Genomic DNA, 16,311 nt, shown 5'->3' with positions numbered 1-16,311 from the left:
GGCGGGCGCATGCGGCCCCTGACCGGGCGCGCCGAACCGGACGCGCGGCGCCCCTTGCCCGCCCCCGCCCGGCGTGCGACCGGCGGCCGCGCCGCGACGGCGCGGCGCGGCGCGGGAGCGGCTTCGGATCCTCAGGCCGAGGCGGCCTCGACGATGGGGGCGAAATCCGCCGCCTTCAGGCTGGCGCCGCCGACCAGCCCGCCATCGACATTGGGCACGCCGAAGATCTGCGCCGCGTTGCCCGGCTTGACCGAGCCGCCGTAAAGCAGCCGCACCCCGTCGGCGAGCGCGTCGCCGAAGCGTGCGGCCAGACGCGCGCGCATGAATTCGTGCACCTGCGCGATGTCCTCGAGCGTGGGCGTGCGGCCCGAGCCGATGGCCCAGACGGGTTCGTAGGCGATCACCAGCCGCTCGGGCGTCGGGCCGTCGGGAACCGACCCGTCAAGCTGCGCGCCCACCACCTCGAGCGCCTTGCCCGCGTCGCGCTGGGCCTCGGTCTCGCCGACGCAGATGATGGCGGTCAGCCCGGCGCGCCACGCGGCCTCGGCCTTGGCGCGAACCAGCGCGTCGGTCTCGCCGTGGTCGGCGCGGCGCTCGGAATGGCCGACGATGACCGCGACGGCGCCCGCATCGGCCAGCATCTCGGCGGCGATGTCGCCCGTATGCGCGCCCGAAGGGGCGGGGTGGCAATCCTGGCCGCCCACGCGCACGGGGCCGCCGCGCAGCCGCTCGGCCATGGCGGCGATCAGCGTGGCGGGCGGGCACAGCAGCACGTCGCAGCCCGGCGCGGGGCAGGCGGCGGCCAGCGCCTCGGCCTCGGCCAGGGCGGCGCGGGTTCCGTTCATCTTCCAGTTTCCGGCGGCCAGCTTGCGTCGGGCCATGGCGGGGTCTCCCTTGTTGCGGATCGGATCAATGCCTGGGCCGCGTCATATCAGGAACGCGCGCGCATGGCAGCGGACAAGGCGCCGCCCGCGCCCCGCCGACTGCCAAGGCGCGCTCGCCCGAGCCGGCGCGGGCCGGGGCGGGGCCGGGGCGGGGCTGAGGCCGGGCGGCCGCAGGCGCGGGAGGGGCGGCGAGGCGCCGGCCTCGGCTTGGCGGGACAAGGGGCGCGGCGTGCGCAAGGGGCCCGGGGCCGGGGCGGGCCGGGCCGGCCGGTCGCGAACGGGCGAGGCGCGGGCCGCGGCTTGGCGGGACAGGGGCGCGGCGCGCGCAAGGGGGCGCGGGGGCCGCGCGGCGGGCCGGCCGGTCGCGAACGGGCGAGGCGCGGGCCTCGGCTTGGCGGGACAAGGGGCGCGGCGCGCGCAGGGGGTCCCGGGGCCGCAGGGCGCGGATGCGGCGGCGGGGCCTGGGCGCGTGCCGTCGAAGCCGGACCTTGCGTCGCTCCGGGCCCGCGCCTCGGCGCGCGAGGGGCCGTGGGCAAGGGGGGCAAGGGCGGGGGCGCGCGAGGCCTTTCGCGAGAAGAGCGCGGGCGCCCGCCGCCTTGCCGGCCGGCCGCGGATCACGCAACAGCCCGGGGCGCGCCTTGCGACGATGCGGGCGCAGGCGCCCTGCGCCCTGCCGATCGGCCCCGCGTCAGCCCAGCGCCTCGGCGCGGGCCAGCTCGATGGCGCGGCGGGCCCATCGGGCGGCGGCGAGGGGGTCGTCTTCGCTGTCGGCCGGCAGGCTCCAATAGCCCAGCGTGCGCGGCGCGCCGTCGCGGGTGAAGGCGAAGCGCGTCGCGCCCTCGGCGGCCATGGCGCGGGCCACGACGCCCTCGGCGCGCAGGAAGATCTGCGCGCGCGGGCAGATCAGCCCGAAGAGCACGCCCTGCGAGTAGAGCCCCGCGCCCCCGGCCATCGGGCGCACCTCAAGCTCGGCCAGCGCGGCGAACAGCCGCCGCGCCCGCGCCAGCGCCTCGGCGCCCAGGGCCATGATCATGCGTTCGCGAACTTGACGGATTCGCCGCAGCCGCAAGCCTCCGTCACGTTCGGGTTGTTGAAGACGAAGCCCGATTCGAGCAGCGAGGACTTGTAGTCGATCTCGGTCCCGAACAGGAACATCTGCGCCGTCGGGGCGATGAGCACCCGCGCGCCGTCCTGCTCGACCACCGCGTCATGGGGGCCGGCCTCTTCGGCATAGTCCATGGTGTATTCCATGCCCGCGCAACCGCCCTTGCGCACGCCGATGCGCAGGCCGAACACGCGGCCGTCGGATTCCTCGATCAGCCGGCGCACCTCGCGCGCGGCGGCCTCGGTCAGGGTGACCGGCGGCTTTCCGGGCATTGCGAACATCGGCTTGCTCCCTTGATCCGAAAGGCGGGCCTCACATGAAGCCCAGCTCCAGCCGCGCCTCGTCCGAGAGCATGTCCATGCCCCAGGGCGGCTCCCACACCAGGCGCACGTTCACCGTCTTGACGCCGGGCAGGGGCTCGACCGCGTCGGCGACCCAACCGGGCATCTCGCCGGCCACGGGGCAGCCCGGGGCGGTCAGGGTCATGTCGATCTCGACGTTGTTCTCGTCGTCGATGGCGATGCGATAGACAAGCCCGAGATCGTAGATGTTCACCGGGATCTCGGGATCGTGAACGGTGCGGCACGCCTCGACGATCTGGGGATAAAGAGGGTGATCGACGCTCGAGGGCCCGATCAGCGGCTGTCCCTCGGCCGGCGCGTCGGTCCCGGCGCGCTCGCCGAGCCCGGCCTCGGGCGCTTGGTCCTTGACGGCGTCCGTCATCGCGTTCTCCATGCCTGATCCGTTTCCTCAGATATAGGCCCGGCGCGGGTTCAGGTCCAGCGCCGCCCGCTCTGGCGTCGGCCGCCCTTGCGGGGGTATGCAGCGCCATCCGGCAAGCAGGAGCAAGGCCCGTGACCCGATTCTCTTTCACCGTCCACGCGACCGACGGCGCCGCCCGCGCGGGGGTCGTCAGCACCCCGCGCGGCCAGATCCGCACCCCCGCCTTCATGCCCGTGGGCACCGCCGCCACCGTCAAGGCCATGCTGCCCGAGAACGTGCGCGCCACGGGGGCCGACATCATCCTGGGCAACACCTATCACCTGATGCTGCGCCCGGGCGCCGAGCGCATCGCCCGGCTGGGCGGGCTGCACCGCTTCATGAACTGGGAGCGGCCGATCCTGACCGATTCGGGCGGCTTTCAGGTCATGAGCCTGGCCGGCCTGCGCAAGCTGGACGAGCGCGGCGTGACCTTCAAGTCGCATGTCGACGGCTCGCGCCACGAGCTGACGCCCGAGCGCTCGATGGAGATCCAGCGCCTGCTCGGCTCGGACATCGTGATGTGCTTCGACGAGTGCACGCCCTTTCCGGCCGACGAGGCGACGGCGGCCGAATCCATGCGGCTGTCCATGCGCTGGGCCGCGCGCTCGCGCGAGGCGTTCGGCGACCGGCCGGGCCATGCGCTGTTCGGCATCCAGCAGGGCAGCGTGTTCCGCGAGCTGCGCGAGGAAAGCTCGCAGGCGCTGCGCGCCATCGGCTTCGACGGCTACGCCATCGGCGGGCTGGCGGTGGGTGAGGGGCAGGAGGCCATGTTCGCCGTGCTGGACTACGCCCCCGGCCTGCTGCCCGAGGACAAGCCGCGCTATCTGATGGGCGTGGGCAAGCCCGACGACATCGTCGGCGCGGTGCAGCGCGGGGTCGACATGTTCGATTGCGTGCTGCCGACGCGCTCGGGGCGCACCGGCCAGGCGCTGACGCGGCGCGGGGCGGTCAATCTGCGCAACGCCCGCCACCAGGACGACCCGCGCCCGCTCGATCCCGATTGCGCCTGCCCGTGCTGCCGCAACTACTCGCGCGCCTATCTGCACCACGTCCACAAGGCGCAGGAGATCATCGCCGCCATGCTGCTGACCTGGCACAACCTGCACTACTACCAGGAGCTGATGCAGGGCCTGCGCGACGCCATCGCCGCCGGGCGGCTCGACGCCTTCGTCGCCGATTTCCACGCCCGCCGCGCCGAGGGCGACCTGCCCCCGCTTTGAGCGGCGCGGCGCCATGTCGGGCTGGACCCGGCCGCAGGCTGTGATAGAACGGCGGGCGACCCGGGACACATCGCCAAGGGAACCACGCCCGTGATGCAGCTGCTCAAGAGGATCTTCACCTGGTGGAACGGCGCCACCGTCGGCACCTTGCTGTTCACCTCGCGCCATGGCGTGAAGGTGGGCGAGGACGAGCAGGGCAACCAGTTCTACCAGAGCCGCGACGGCAAGCGCCGCTGGGTGATCTACAACGGCGAGGCCGAGGCCTCGCGCATCTCGCCCGAATGGCATGGCTGGCTGCACCACACCTGGGATCAGCCGCCCACCGCGGCGCCGCTGCCGCACAAGCCGTGGGAGAAGCCGCACAAGCCGAACATGACCGGCACCGAGGCGGCCTATCACCCGCCGGGAAGCCTGCTGAACCCCGATCCAGCGCCGCGCATGCGCCCCGACTACGAAGCCTGGCGCCCCGCCGACTGAGCCGCGCCCGGCGCGCCGCCGCCTTTTCCGGGAGACAGCGACATGGCCAATTCCGCAGCCGAAACCGTGATCGGAGCGGCGGTTCTGCTCGCCGCCGGCGGCTTCTTCGCCTATGCGGCGCAGACCACCGGCTACGAGCTGGGCGGGAAGGCCGGCGTCTACGAGCTGGTCGCGCCCTTCCGCAAGGCCGACGGGCTGGCCGTGGGCTCGGACGTGCGCGTGGCGGGGGTCAAGGTCGGCTCGGTCGCCGCGCTCGAGCTTGACCTCAAGACCTATCGCGCGCTGGCCCGCCTGGCCATCGACGAGAAGATCAAGCTGCCCGAGGACAGCGACGCCGCCGTCGCCACCGAGGGCCTTCTGGGCGGCGCCTATGTGGCGATCACGCCCGGCTCGTCGGACGTTATGTTCGAGAACGGCGACGAGATCCAGTATACGCAGGGCTCGATCAGCATCCTGGACCTGGTCGGCAAGGCGATTTCGGCGGCGGGGCAGTGAGACGCGCGCTGCCCTGCGCGGCGATCCTGGCGCTTCTGGCCGCGCCCGCGCCGGCCCAGACGCCCGCCATCCCCGGCGCCGCGCCCCCGGACGCCCCCGCGCAAGCGCCAGCCGACGGACCCGCCGACGGGCCCGCCGCGCGCGCGCCCGACGACGGCGCCGATCGCGGCCCGCTGGGCGCGCTCTTCCGCCGCCCGCCGGACGGCGCCGCGCCCGAGGACGGGCCGCAATGGTTCGGCTTCGAAGACGCGCGCCCGCCCGAATGGCGCGGCGTTTCCCAGCCCGGCGCGCGGCTTCGGCTGCTGGACAAGATGACCGGCCGGGTCGAGACGCTGGACCTGCCCGTGGGCGCGCGGCTGCGGCGCGGGCGCCTCGAACTGGTCCTGCGCGCCTGCCGCGTCCCGCCCGAGGACGTCGCCGCCGAAGACGCCTTCGCCTATCTCGAGGCGCGCGACCTGCGCGAAGAGGCGCCGCGCTTCGCCGGGTGGATGTTCGCCTCGAGCCCCGCGCTCTCGGCCATGGATCACGCGCGCTACGACGTCTGGCTGGTCAATTGCAGCACCAGCTCGGACGAGGCGTCTTCGGGCAGCGCGTGGAAATCGGCGGCGCAGGACAGCGCCTCGTCCAGCAGCGTCAGGTAGCGCGCGCGCGGGATCTCGATCGCGCCGAAGCGGCGCAGATGATCGGTCACGAACTGCGTGTCCAGCAGGCGAAAGCCCCCGGCCCGAAGCCGCGCGACCAGCCACACAAGGGCCAGCTTCGAGGCGTCCGTGCGCCGCGAGAACATGCTTTCGCCGAAGAACGCCGCCCCCATGCGCACGCCATACAGCCCACCGGCCAACTCGCCGTCCATGCGCACCTCGATCGAGTGCGCGCAGCCCATGCGGTGCAGCGCAAGGTAAAGCTCGCGGATGCGCGGGTTGATCCAGGTTTCGGGACGGTCTGCGCAGCCGTCCAGCACGCCGGCGAAGTCGCGGTCGACGGTGATCGAGAAGTCGCCCCGCCGCGCGCGCCTGCGCAGCGAGCGCGGGACGTGGAAGCGCGCCAGCGGCAGGATCCCGCGCCAGCGCGGATCGACCCAGTAGATGCGCGTCGAGCCGGCCGACTGCGCCATGGGAAACACCCCCGCCGCATAGGCTTGCAGCAGCAGCTCGGGCGTGACGCCGTCGCGGTCGGACGGGCCGGGCATGGGGCCTCCTTGCGCTGGGACGCCTTGCGCTTGACGGCCGCGGCGCGCGGGCGCGCCGGGTCACTTGCCGGACAGCTTCTTTTCCAGCCAGTGAATGTCGTAATCGCCCGCGATCACCTGCGGATCGTCGGCCAGCTGCGCGAACAGCGGCAGCGTCGTGTCGATGCCGTCCACCACCGTCTCGCGCAGGGCCCGGCGCAGGCGCGCCAGCGCGGCGGGGCGGTCCTCGGCATGGACGATGAGCTTGCCGATCAGGCTGTCGTAATAGGGCGGAATGCGGTAGCCCGAGTAAAGCGCGCTGTCCATGCGCACGCCCAGCCCGCCCGGCGCGTGATAATGCGAGACCAGCCCCGGCGAGGGCGCGAAGTCGGGCAGGCGCTCGGCGTTGATGCGGCACTCGATGGCATGGCCGCGCGGGCGCAGCTCTTCCTGGCGGAAGGACAGGGGCAGACCGGCGGCGACGCGGATCTGTTCCTTGACCAGATCGACGCCATAGACCGCCTCGGTCACCGGATGCTCGACCTGCAGGCGGGTGTTCATCTCGATGAAGTAGAAGGCCCCGTCCTCGTAGAGGAACTCGATGGTGCCCGCGCCGCGATAGTTCATGCGCGCCACGGCCTCGGCGCAGACGCGGCCGATCTCGGCGCGCTGGGCGTCCGAGATGGCGGGCGAGGGGCTTTCCTCGAAGACCTTCTGATGCCGGCGCTGCAACGAGCAGTCGCGCTCGCCCAGATGCACGGCGCCGCCCTTGCCGTCGCCGAACACCTGCACCTCGATATGGCGCGGGCGGCCAAGATATTTCTCGATATACACGGCGTCGTCGCCGAAGGCGGCCTTGGCCTCGGAGCGCGCGGTCGAGAAGGCGTTGGGCAGCTCCTGCGCCGAGCGCGCCACCTTCATCCCGCGCCCGCCGCCGCCCGCCGCGGCCTTGACCAGCACCGGATAGCCCATCTGGTCGGCGATGCGCCGGGCCTCTTCGACGTCGGCGACGCCGCCCTCCGAGCCGGGGACGCAGGGCACGCCCAGCGCGCGCATGGTCTCCTTGGCGGCGATCTTGTCGCCCATCAGGCGGATGTGCTCGGCGGTCGGGCCGATGAAGGTCAGGCCGTGATCCTCGACGATCTGCACGAAGCTGGCGTTCTCGGACAGAAAGCCGTAGCCGGGGTGGATCGCGTCGGCGCCGGTGATCTCGGCGGCCGAGATGATGGCCGGCACGTTCAGATAGCTTTGCGCCGCCGAGGGCGGGCCGATGCACACGCTCTCGTCCGCCAGGCGCACATGCATGGCGTCGGCGTCGGCGGTCGAGTGCACCGCCACCGTGCGCACGCCCATCTCGCGGCAGGCGCGCTGGATGCGCAGGGCGATCTCGCCGCGGTTGGCGATCAGGACCTTCTTGATGGAAAGCGGCTCGTTTCGGGACATGCCCGGTCCTCCCGGGCGGTTATTCGATGATCATGAGCGGCGCGCCGAACTCGACCGGCGTGCCGTCTTCGACGAGAATCCGCTTGACCGTCCCCGCGCGCGGGCTGGGGATCTGGTTCATGGTCTTCATCGCCTCGATGATGAGCAGCGTCTGCCCCTCGGCCACCTGATCGCCGACCTTGACGAAGGGCGCGGCGCCCGGTTCGGGCTGCAGATAGACCGTGCCGACCATGGGCGAGGTCACCGCCCCCGGATGCTGCGCCGGATCGGCGGGCGCGGGCGCCTCGCCCGCCGGCGCGGCGGAAGGGGCGGGGGCGGCCGGCGCCGCGGGCGCCGGCGGGGCGTAGGCATGGACGACGGGCGCGGCGGCGGCGTGGCGGCCGACGCGGACCTTGAGGGTGTCTTCCTTGCCGTATTCGCGCTCAACCTCGATCTCGGACAGGTCGGTTTCGCGCAGCAGCTCGGCCAGTTCGCGGATGAAGGCGATGTCGCTTTCGTGGGTCTTGCTCATGGGATCCCTGAATCTCCTGGCGCAGCGGTCCATGACGGCCCGCGCGGCGCTTGCCCCGGTCCGCGTTCGGCGCGGCCCGGCCCGTTGTCGGGCGCGTTCACAGACCCGCGCTTTACACCAACGCGCCGCGCGGTTGCAAGCGCGGCTCAGCCCTTGTCGGCGCGCGCCTTCTCGATGCGCTGGCGCAGCTGCTCGAGCGGCACGTAGCCGCGCACCAGCTGATCGCCCACGACGAAGGTCGGCGTACCCTCGATGCGCAGCGCGCGCGCCAGGTCGTGATTGGCGCGCACGCGCTCGCGCACCCGGCGCGAGGCGGCGTCGTCGCGCAGGCGCCGCACGTCAAGCCCCACCTCTTCGGCGATGCGCCACACGGCGTCCTCGTCCAGCGCGCCGCGATGGCGCATCAGCGCGTCGGAAAAGGCCAGGTAGCGCGACCCGCCATCCTGCTCGAGCGCCGCCAGCGCGGCCTGCGCCGCCACGGTCGAGCCGGGGCCGAGGATCGGGAACTCCTTGATGATCAGGCGCACGTTCGGGTCGGTTTCGAGCAGCTTCTTCACCTCGCCATGGGCGCGCTTGCAATAGCCGCAGTTGTAGTCGAGGAACTCGACCACCGTCACGTCGCCCTCGGGGTTGCCGGCGACGTAGGAGTAGCCATCGTTGAACAAGGCGTCGGCGTTGGCGCGCACCAGATGGCCGTCGGCCTGGGCGGCCTGTTCGCGGCGGCGCTGCTCGAGGGTGCGCAGCGCCTCCATCACCACCTCGGGATGCTCGAGCAGATAGCGCCGCACCTCGGCGCGCAAGAGGGCGCGTTCCTCGGGCGGCATCTCCTGCGCGGCGGCGGGGTCGGCGGGAAGCAGCGCGGCGGCCGCGCACAGCGCGCCGAGGGCGCCTGCGGCAAGGCTGCGGAGAGTCTGGAAAACGGGCATGTCGGTCCTTTCGCGGTCTGTCTGCTTCCCTCAGCCGTCCTGCAGGCTGAGGATGATGTCCTGCGCGCGCGTGGCGGCGGGGCTGCCCTTGGGCAGCAGGGTCAGGGCGCGGCGGGCCTGGTTCACCGCGTCGCGGCGCGCGCCGGCGATGGCCAGCCGCTCGGCGGTGGTCAGCGCGGCCATGCCCTCGTCGCCGGTGCGCGCATAGGCCAGCGCCAGATCGCGCAGCAGCGTCGCGTCGCCCCCGCCCGAGCGCGCCGCCCCCTGCTCGAGCGCCGCGCGCGCCTCGCGGTCGGCGGCCGGATCGTTCAGCGCCAGCAAGGCGCGGCCCAGATACGCCAGGATGAGCGGCTCGTCCGGCGCAAGGCGCACCGCCTCGCGATAGGCGGGCACGGCCTGGGCCGCGCGGCCGCTTTCGAGCAGGATCTGACCCTTGAGCTCGTGATAATAGGGGTCCGAGGGGCGCATCGCGATCAGCTTGTCCACCTCGGCCAGCGCCCGGTCGGGATCGGGCAGGCGATGCAGCGCCACCGCCCGGCGGAGCCGCGCGAATTCCGAGCCGTCGGCCGGATCGAGCCGCGCCAGAAGCCGGTCGGGCCGCTCGAGAAAACCGTCGAGCTTGGCGCGCATGCGATCGAACCAATAGACGGTTTCGGGCGGCGAGGCCCGCCCCCAGGCCGGCGAGCGCATCGCCCGCGCGCGCGCCAGCGAAAGGCGCTCGGCGCTGATGGGATGGGTGCGCGCGAAGGGGTCCTGGTGGCGCTGGGAGAACACCTCCTGCCCGCGGAAACGGTCCAGCACCTCGAGCATCCCGCCCGGGTCGATCCCCGCGCGCTCGAGATAGGTCAGCGCGGCCTGGTCGGCGGCGCTTTCCTCGGCGCGGCTGTAGGCCAGAAGCGCGCGCTCGGCGGCCTGCCCGCCGCCGGCGATGGCCGCGGCCGCCGCCGGCCCGCCGCCGGCCGCCGCCGCCGCCACGCCCAGCGCCAGGCCCAGCAGCACGGGGCCGCGGGCGTTGCGCTCGGCGATCTGGCGCCGGGCCAGATGGCCGCCGACGATATGCCCCGCCTCATGCGCGATGACGCCGATCAGCTGCTCGGGGCGCTCGGATTCGCGCAGCAGCCCCGTGGTCAGCGCCATGTTGCGCCCGCCGAAGACGAAGGCGTTCACGCTCGGGTCCTGAAGGATGACGATGCGCACCTCGTCGGGATCGAGCCCCGCGGCGCGGAACACCGGCCCCGACAGGCGGCGCAGCGTCGCCTCGATCTCGGCGTCGCGGATCAGCGACAGGGCCTGCGCAGGCGCCGCCTGCAGCGTCGCCGCCGCGACGGCCAGCGCGCATGCCGCGCGCGATAGGGTTCGTGTCAAGCGCGTCATCATTCCCGACCATATGGCCCCTTCGGGCCGTCATGTCACCCCCGGCGGGCGCGCGCGCCGCTTGCACTCGGGCGCGCGCGCCGCTTGCCCTTGGGCGCGCGGCGGCCCATACCACGGCGCGAACCCGGCCAGAGGCCCGATCAGAGGCCCGATCAGAGGACTGCGCGAAGATGAAGATTTCAAGACGCGGATCGGTCGATCCCTTCATCGTGATGGACGTGATGGAGCAGGCCCGCGCCGCCCAGGCCGCCGGGCGCGACGTCATTCACATGGAGGTCGGCCAGCCGGCCACGCCCGCGCCCCGCCTCGCGCGCGAGCGTCTGGCGCGGGCGCTGGACAGCGACGCGCTGGGCTACACGGTGGCGCTTGGCCTGCCCGAGCTGCGCGAGGGCATCGCGCGGCTCTACAAGCGCCGGCACGGGCTGGATCTGGACCCGGCGCGGGTGGTGGTCACGGCGGGCTCGTCGGGGGCGTTCCTCCTGGCCTTTCTGGCGCTGTTCGAGATCGGCGACGAGGTCGCGCTGGGCGATCCCAGCTATCCGAGCTATCGCAACATCTTCAAGGCGCTGGGCGTGCGGGTGCGCCGGATCGAGACGCGCCCCGAGACGCGCTATCAGCCCACGCCCGCGGATCTGGGCGACTCGGACGGCCTGCTGGTCGCCAGCCCGGCCAATCCGACCGGCACGATGCTGGCGCTGGACGAGCTGCGCGCGCTGGCGCAGGCCTGCGCCGCGCGCGGGGCGGCCTTCATCTCGGACGAGATCTATCACGGCCTGACCTACGAGCGCCCGGCGGTCTCGGCGCTCGAGGCGACGGACGATGTGTTCGTCATCAACAGCTTCTCGAAATATTTCTCCATGACGGGGTGGCGCATCGGCTGGATGGTCGTGCCGCCGAGCCATCTGCGCGCGGTCGAGCGGCTGGCGCAGAACCTGTTCATCTGCCCGACCCATGCCAGCCAGGTCGCCGCGCTGGGCGCGCTCGAGGCCGAGGACGAGCTCGAGGCCAACCGCGCCGTCTATGCGCGCAACCGCGCCCTGCTGCTCGAGGAGCTGCCGCGCGCCGGGTTCCGCGACATCGCGCCCTGCGACGGGGCGTTCTATCTTTACGCCGACGTCGCGCATCTGACCGACGACAGCCGCGCCTTTTGCGCGCGGATGCTTGACGAGGCGGGCGTCGCGGCGACGCCGGGGCTGGATTTCGACCCGGTGCGCGGGGCGCGGACGGTCCGCTTCAGCTTCGCCGGCTCCGAGGCGCAGATGCGCGAGGGCGCCCGGCGGCTCAGGGCATGGCTGGGCGCGGGCGGCAAGGCGGCGCGTTGACCGCCCGCCTGGCCGCGGCGGCGCCCGCGATGCGGCCGGACGGGGCTGCGCCGCGCGATCGCAAGCGAATCTCGATGGCATGCGCGCCGCGGCGGCGCCGGGCGGCGGGGCCGAGGCGCAAGATGCGCCCGGGAACCGGCGGCCCGGCACGGCGGCTCCACAAGGCCGCGCGGCCCGGGCGCGGGATCGTCGCGCAGAACGCTATGGCCAGCCGCGGCGCGGCGGCGGATGTGCAGGAGCGCCCGCGCGATCAGGACCCAGGAGGCGACGAAAACGCCCGGCCGCAGGCGCGGCCGGGCGTCGTCTTTCAGAGGGCAAGGCGCGTCAGCGGCGCAGCGACCACCATCCGCGCTTGCGCGGCTTGGGCGGCGAGTCGGGCTGAGGCGCCGCGTCCGTCGGCGCGGCGCCCTGCGGCTGCGCGGCATCGGCTTGCGGCTGCGCCGCCTCGGCTTGCGCGCCTTGCTCTGGCGCGGCGCCGTCCTCGGCGTCGCTCGTCCCCGCCTCGGGCGTCGGCGCCGCTTCGGCCCCGGCTTGGGTCAGGGTTTCGGCCGGGGTTTCGGGCTCGGTTTCGGGCGCCCGCGCCGCCTGTGCGTCCGCCGCGGCTTCGTCCTCGGCCTTGGGCGCGGCGGCGGGCGCGGACCCGTCGCCGGTCGCCGGTTGCTCCGGCGCAGGAGCGCCCTCGGCCGCGGCCTCGGCCTGCGTCGGCGTTTCTGCCGTCGCCATGGCCTCGTCCGCTTCGGGTTCCGGCGGCGCGGCGGCGTCGGCCGCCCGACCTGCGGCGGCATCGACCCCGGCCCCAGTCTCGGCCGCTCGGGTTTCGGCTCCGGTCTCGGCGCCAGTCGCCGCCCCGGTCTCGGCGACACCCTCATCCTTGGGGGCCGGCGCGGTCGTTGCTCCGGTCCCGGCTTCGGCTTCGGCCTCGGTCCCGGTTTCGGGCGTCGGCGCGGCCTCGGCGACGCCTTCGCCGCGGGGCTTGCGCCGGCGGCGGCTGCGGCGCGGCGCGGGGATGTCGGCCTCGGCGCCCTCGCCGCGATGTTCGGACCTTCGGGGCCGAAGCCCAGCGCCGCCTCGGCGCCCGCATCCGCCCGCTGCTGCGCATCGGCCTGCGCCGGGGCCTGCACGGGCGCGCCCTGATCCGAGGTCTCGGCGGAAGCGCTCTTGCGCCGGCGCCGTCCGCCGCGGCGGCCGCGGCGCGGCTTGGCCTCGGCGCCTTCGGCCTCGGGCGCCGGGGCGGGCGCCGTGGGCGCCTCGGGCGCCTCGGCCCCGGGGGCGACGATCTCGGCGTCCTCGACCGCGCCGGCCAGGTCGGGCGAGGCGGCGTAGACGGCGGCCGCCGTCACCGCCGCCGGCGCCTGGACGCGCGCGCGCTCGCGCAGCGGGGTCTTGATGCGCTCGATCTTGCGGTCGGGCACGATCATGGTCGGGTCCGCCTCGACGCGCACCGAGATGTCGTAGCGCGCCTCGATGCGCATCAGATGCTCGCGCTTCTGGTTCATCAGGAAGTTGACGACCGAAAGCGGCGCCTTGACCAGGATCTCGGGCGCCTTGCCGCGCACGCCCTCTTCCTCGACCTCGCGCAGGATCGACAGCGCCATCGATTCGTCCGAGCGCGTGACGCCCGTGCCGTGGCAGTGGGGGCAGGGCGCGGTCGAGGCCTCGAGCATGCCCGGGCGCAGGCGCTGGCGCGACATCTCCATCAGGCCGAAGGGCGAGATGCGCCCGACCTGGATGCGGGCGCGGTCGGATTTGAGCCGCTCCTTCATCCGCTTTTCGACCGCGCGGTTGTTGCGCGGATCGTCCATGTCGATGAAGTCGATCACGATCAGCCCCGCCAGGTCGCGCAGGCGCAGCTGGCGGGCGATCTCGTCGGCGGCCTCGAGATTGGTCTTGAGCGCCGTCTCCTCGATCGAGGCCTCCTTGGTCGAGCGGCCCGAGTTGATGTCGATGGCCACCAGCGCCTCGGTCACGCCGATGACGATGTAGCCGCCGGACTTGAGCTGCACGACGGGGTTGAACATCGAGGCCAGCTCGTCCTCGACCTTGTAGCGGATGAAGAGGGGGACGCGGTCCTCATACCGCTTCACGTTCCTGGCGTGAGAGGGCATGAGCATCTTCATGTAGTCCTTGGCCTCGCGGTAGCCCTCTTCGCCCTCGACCAGGATCTCGTCGATGTCGCGGCTGTAGAGGTCGCGGATGGCGCGCTTGATCAGGCTGCCCTCCTCGTAGACCAGGGTCGGGGCGATCGAGCGCAGCGTCAGCTCGCGGATCTGCTCCCACTGGCGCAGCAGGTATTCGTAGTCGCGCCGGATCTCGGCGCGCGTGCGCTTGGCGCCGGCGGTGCGGATGATCAGCCCCATGCCCTTGGGCACCTGCAGCTCGGCGGCGATCTCCTTGAGCTTCTTGCGGTCGGCGGCGTTGGTGATCTTGCGGCTGATGCCGCCCCCGCGCGCGGTGTTGGGCATGAGCACGCAGTAGCGCCCGGCCAGCGACAGGTAGGTGGTGAGCGCCGCGCCCTTGTTGCCGCGCTCTTCCTTGACGACCTGAACCAGCATGATCTGCCGGACCTTGATCACCTCCTGGATCTTGTAGCGGCGCATGCGCGGGCGCTGGGGGCGCGCCTCTTCGATCGGATCCTCGGGGGCGATCTCCTCGACCTCGGGCTCGGCTTCGGCTTCGGCTTCGGGCTGCGCGTCCTCGTCCGAGGGCGCGTCGGGCTGCGCCCGGCCGCGGCCGCGCGCCGGACGGCGGCGTCGGCTGCGGGGGCGGGCGGGGGCGTCGTCGGCTTCGTCCGCTTCGGCTTCCCCGCTCCGGGCCGGATCGGTTTCGGCCTGCGCCGCCCCGCCTTCCGCGTCGTCGTCCTGCGGCGTTTCGGCCGCCGCGGCGCCGGAGTCGGGCGTTTCGGAGCCCTCGGCGTCGGTCTCGGGCGCATCGGCGGCGTCGGGCCGGCCTGCGTCGGAAGGCGACTCGGCGGCCGCGTCGGTGGTCGTCTCGTTGCGCTCGTCGGCGGGCGCGTCGCCGGCCTTGACCGTCACGGCGTCGGGCGCCTGAGCGGCGGCGTCTGCGGCGGGCGTTTCGGTCAGGGGCGTTTCGGGCGCGGGCGCGCCATCTTCGCCGGCTTCGCCGGCGGCGGCGACGGGCGGGGCCGCCTGGTCCTCGGCGCCCGCGGCCGCATCCGGCGCCCGCGCGCCGGCGGCCTCGGCGGGCGCGTAGTCTTCGTGGATGGTCTCGTCCTTGTCCGCGCCGGCGCTTTCGGCGATCGAGCGGGGGCCTTCGCCGGAATCATCCTTCGCGTCGTCCGCCCCGTCAGCGGCCTCGTCAGCCGCCCCCTCGCCGGCCGGCGCGTCGGCGGGCGCCGTTTCGGCGGGCTGCCGGGGCGAAATCGGCGCCTCGTCCGCCGCGTCGGCCGTCCGAGCCGCCGCGACATCCTCGGCGGGCGCGTCGGCGGGGGCGGTCTGGGGCGCGGCGGGGAGCTCGTCGCCTTCGGGGGCGGCGGCTGCCGCGTCAGCCGGCGCGTCGGCCTCCTTCTCCGCGTTCGCGGTTTGCGCGTCGGCCTTGGCCGCCGGGGCCTCGCCGCCCTCGGGCTGCGCGTCGGCCGCATTCGCCGCGTCCTCGGCCTGCGCGCCGCCCTGGGGCGCCGGGGCTTCGTCGCCCGCGGGCGCGGCGGCCTCGGCTGCTTCGGCGGAGGCGTCGCCCGTCGCCTGGCCAGCCGCTTCGCCGCCGCCCGCGGCGTCGTCCGAGCCGCCTTCCTCGCGGCGCCGGCGACGGCCGCCCCGGCGGGCGCGGCCGCGGCGCTTGCGCGATCCGTCCTCGTCGCCCGCGGCGCCGGCCTCTTGCGCTTCGTCTTCGTCCTCGTCCCCGGCCGGGGCGTCGCCCGCGGCGGCGTCGTCGCGCGCCTGCGCCGCGCGCGAGGCGGCGGCCTCTTCGGCCAGCAGCGCTTCGCGGTCGGCCTTGGGGATCTGGTAATAGTCGGGGTGGATCTCGGAAAAGGCGAGGAAGCCGTGCCGGTTCCCGCCATATTCGACGAAAGCGGCCTGCAGCGACGGCTCGACGCGCGTCACCTTCGCCAGATAGATGTTGCCTGCAAGCTGCCTCTTGCTGCTCGATTCGAAATCGAACTCGTCTACCTTGTTTCCGTCCACGACGACGACCCGGGTCTCCTCGGGATGCGTCGCGTCGATAAGCATCTTCTTGGCCATGTTCTCCTGCGCCGCGGCGCGCGCGCAATCCGGGCGGGATCGCATCCGCCGCGGGGCGGCGCCGCGTTCTCGTTCTGTGCGAGAGGAGCCGGCCGCCCGCAGCGCGGCGCGGCGCCGGCGGGGCGCTGGGCCCCGTCCTGCGCGGCGTGCATGTCCTGTCGTTCGGCTCGGGTCATCGCGTTCATCTCTCTTCGAGCCGCGCCGATTCGGCGTCGGCCCCGGTCGGGCGGGTCCCCGGTTCCTGCGCCGCCTGGGGCGGCTTCGGGCCGGGGCCATTCGAAACTCTGCAGCGCTTTTCGGTGGACCCCGGGCGGCTCCGTCCGCGGAGCTTCGGCGAGGTCTGGCCGCTTCATTCGAAAATTCGTCTTTCGCGCGCGCCGCCGATCGCCGCCGGAGGGCGGACGCGCGGACGGTTCGCGGCCCGAGCA

At 73.7% G+C, this 16,311-nt stretch carries 15 protein-coding genes; 5 read left to right on the top strand and 10 right to left on the bottom strand.

What is annotated here, in order from left to right; genetic code table 11:
* Nucleotides 1-131 precede the first annotated feature (131 nt).
* The 4 genes from tpiA to LY05_RS10850 form a co-directional block, all read right to left on the bottom strand.
* Nucleotides 132-881, bottom strand: coding sequence for a triose-phosphate isomerase (gene tpiA, locus LY05_RS10865; RefSeq protein ID WP_148923191.1), 750 nt, complete (start codon nucleotides 879-881; stop codon nucleotides 132-134).
* A gap of 691 nt (nucleotides 882-1,572) precedes the next feature.
* The gene (locus LY05_RS10860; RefSeq protein ID WP_148923190.1) at nucleotides 1,573-1,917 is read right to left on the bottom strand and encodes a TfoX/Sxy family protein; all 345 of its coding nucleotides are present in this window, start codon (nucleotides 1,915-1,917) and stop codon (nucleotides 1,573-1,575) included.
* Nucleotides 1,914-2,270 carry a HesB/IscA family protein gene (locus LY05_RS10855; protein WP_072747534.1) on the bottom strand — a complete coding sequence of 119 codons (357 nt, stop codon included), beginning with the start codon at nucleotides 2,268-2,270 and terminating at the stop codon, nucleotides 1,914-1,916. The genes LY05_RS10860 and LY05_RS10855 overlap by 4 nt, the downstream gene beginning before the upstream one ends.
* Nucleotides 2,271-2,301: 31 nt before the next feature.
* Nucleotides 2,302-2,712: an SUF system Fe-S cluster assembly protein gene (locus tag LY05_RS10850; RefSeq protein WP_148923189.1), complete on the bottom strand. Its 411-nt coding sequence runs from the start codon at nucleotides 2,710-2,712 to the stop codon at nucleotides 2,302-2,304.
* 131 nt (nucleotides 2,713-2,843) lie between these two features.
* Here LY05_RS10850 and tgt point away from each other — a divergent pair, with 131 nt between their 5' ends.
* From tgt to LY05_RS15425, 4 genes are all read left to right on the top strand, one after another.
* Nucleotides 2,844-3,971, top strand: a complete 1,128-nt coding sequence (gene tgt / locus LY05_RS10845; RefSeq protein WP_148923188.1) for a tRNA guanosine(34) transglycosylase Tgt — start codon at nucleotides 2,844-2,846, stop codon at nucleotides 3,969-3,971.
* A gap of 93 nt (nucleotides 3,972-4,064) precedes the next feature.
* On the top strand, nucleotides 4,065-4,448 hold the full coding sequence (locus tag LY05_RS10840; RefSeq protein ID WP_072747536.1) for an NADH:ubiquinone oxidoreductase subunit NDUFA12: 384 nt from the start codon (nucleotides 4,065-4,067) through the stop codon (nucleotides 4,446-4,448).
* Between the two features lie 42 nt (nucleotides 4,449-4,490).
* Complete coding sequence (gene mlaD / locus LY05_RS10835) at nucleotides 4,491-4,943, top strand: outer membrane lipid asymmetry maintenance protein MlaD (protein WP_072747537.1); 453 nt, start codon at nucleotides 4,491-4,493, stop codon at nucleotides 4,941-4,943.
* Nucleotides 4,940-5,584 carry a DUF2155 domain-containing protein gene (locus tag LY05_RS15425; protein WP_249041933.1) on the top strand — a complete coding sequence of 215 codons (645 nt, stop codon included), beginning with the start codon at nucleotides 4,940-4,942 and terminating at the stop codon, nucleotides 5,582-5,584. Before mlaD ends, LY05_RS15425 begins: the two co-directional genes overlap by 4 nt.
* Here the strand turns inward: LY05_RS15425 and aat are convergent.
* From aat to LY05_RS10805, 5 genes are all read right to left on the bottom strand, one after another.
* Nucleotides 5,476-6,132, bottom strand: a complete 657-nt coding sequence (gene aat / locus LY05_RS10825; protein ID WP_072747539.1) for a leucyl/phenylalanyl-tRNA--protein transferase — start codon at nucleotides 6,130-6,132, stop codon at nucleotides 5,476-5,478. The two genes, LY05_RS15425 and aat, sit on opposite strands and share 109 nt — an antisense overlap.
* 60 nt (nucleotides 6,133-6,192) lie before the next feature.
* Nucleotides 6,193-7,554, bottom strand: a complete 1,362-nt coding sequence (gene accC, locus LY05_RS10820; protein ID WP_148923187.1) for an acetyl-CoA carboxylase biotin carboxylase subunit — start codon at nucleotides 7,552-7,554, stop codon at nucleotides 6,193-6,195.
* 19 nt (nucleotides 7,555-7,573) lie between these two features.
* Complete coding sequence (accB, locus tag LY05_RS10815) at nucleotides 7,574-8,065, bottom strand: acetyl-CoA carboxylase biotin carboxyl carrier protein (protein WP_148923186.1); 492 nt, start codon at nucleotides 8,063-8,065, stop codon at nucleotides 7,574-7,576.
* 146 nt (nucleotides 8,066-8,211) lie between these two features.
* The gene (locus LY05_RS10810) at nucleotides 8,212-8,991 is read right to left on the bottom strand and encodes a DsbA family protein (RefSeq protein WP_148923185.1); all 780 of its coding nucleotides are present in this window, start codon (nucleotides 8,989-8,991) and stop codon (nucleotides 8,212-8,214) included.
* A 30-nt stretch (nucleotides 8,992-9,021) separates the two neighbouring features.
* The gene (locus LY05_RS10805) at nucleotides 9,022-10,356 is read right to left on the bottom strand and encodes a M48 family metalloprotease (protein WP_170258976.1); all 1,335 of its coding nucleotides are present in this window, start codon (nucleotides 10,354-10,356) and stop codon (nucleotides 9,022-9,024) included.
* 179 nt (nucleotides 10,357-10,535) lie between these two features.
* On the opposite strand from LY05_RS10805, the gene LY05_RS10800 reads away from it, so the two are divergent.
* Complete coding sequence (locus LY05_RS10800; RefSeq protein ID WP_148923183.1) at nucleotides 10,536-11,687, top strand: pyridoxal phosphate-dependent aminotransferase; 1,152 nt, start codon at nucleotides 10,536-10,538, stop codon at nucleotides 11,685-11,687.
* A gap of 536 nt (nucleotides 11,688-12,223) precedes the next feature.
* Here LY05_RS10800 and LY05_RS10795 read toward each other — a convergent pair.
* Complete coding sequence (locus LY05_RS10795) at nucleotides 12,224-15,883, bottom strand: Rne/Rng family ribonuclease (RefSeq protein ID WP_282957563.1); 3,660 nt, start codon at nucleotides 15,881-15,883, stop codon at nucleotides 12,224-12,226.
* Between the last annotated feature and the right edge of the window lie 428 nt (nucleotides 15,884-16,311).

Origin of the sequence: Oceanicella actignis (assembly GCF_008124525.1) — a bacterium.
In the GTDB taxonomy this organism is placed as follows: domain Bacteria; phylum Pseudomonadota; class Alphaproteobacteria; order Rhodobacterales; family Rhodobacteraceae; genus Oceanicella; species Oceanicella actignis.
The sequence above is the reverse complement of the archived record's forward strand: the minus strand, read 5'-3'. Positions and strand labels throughout refer to the sequence as shown.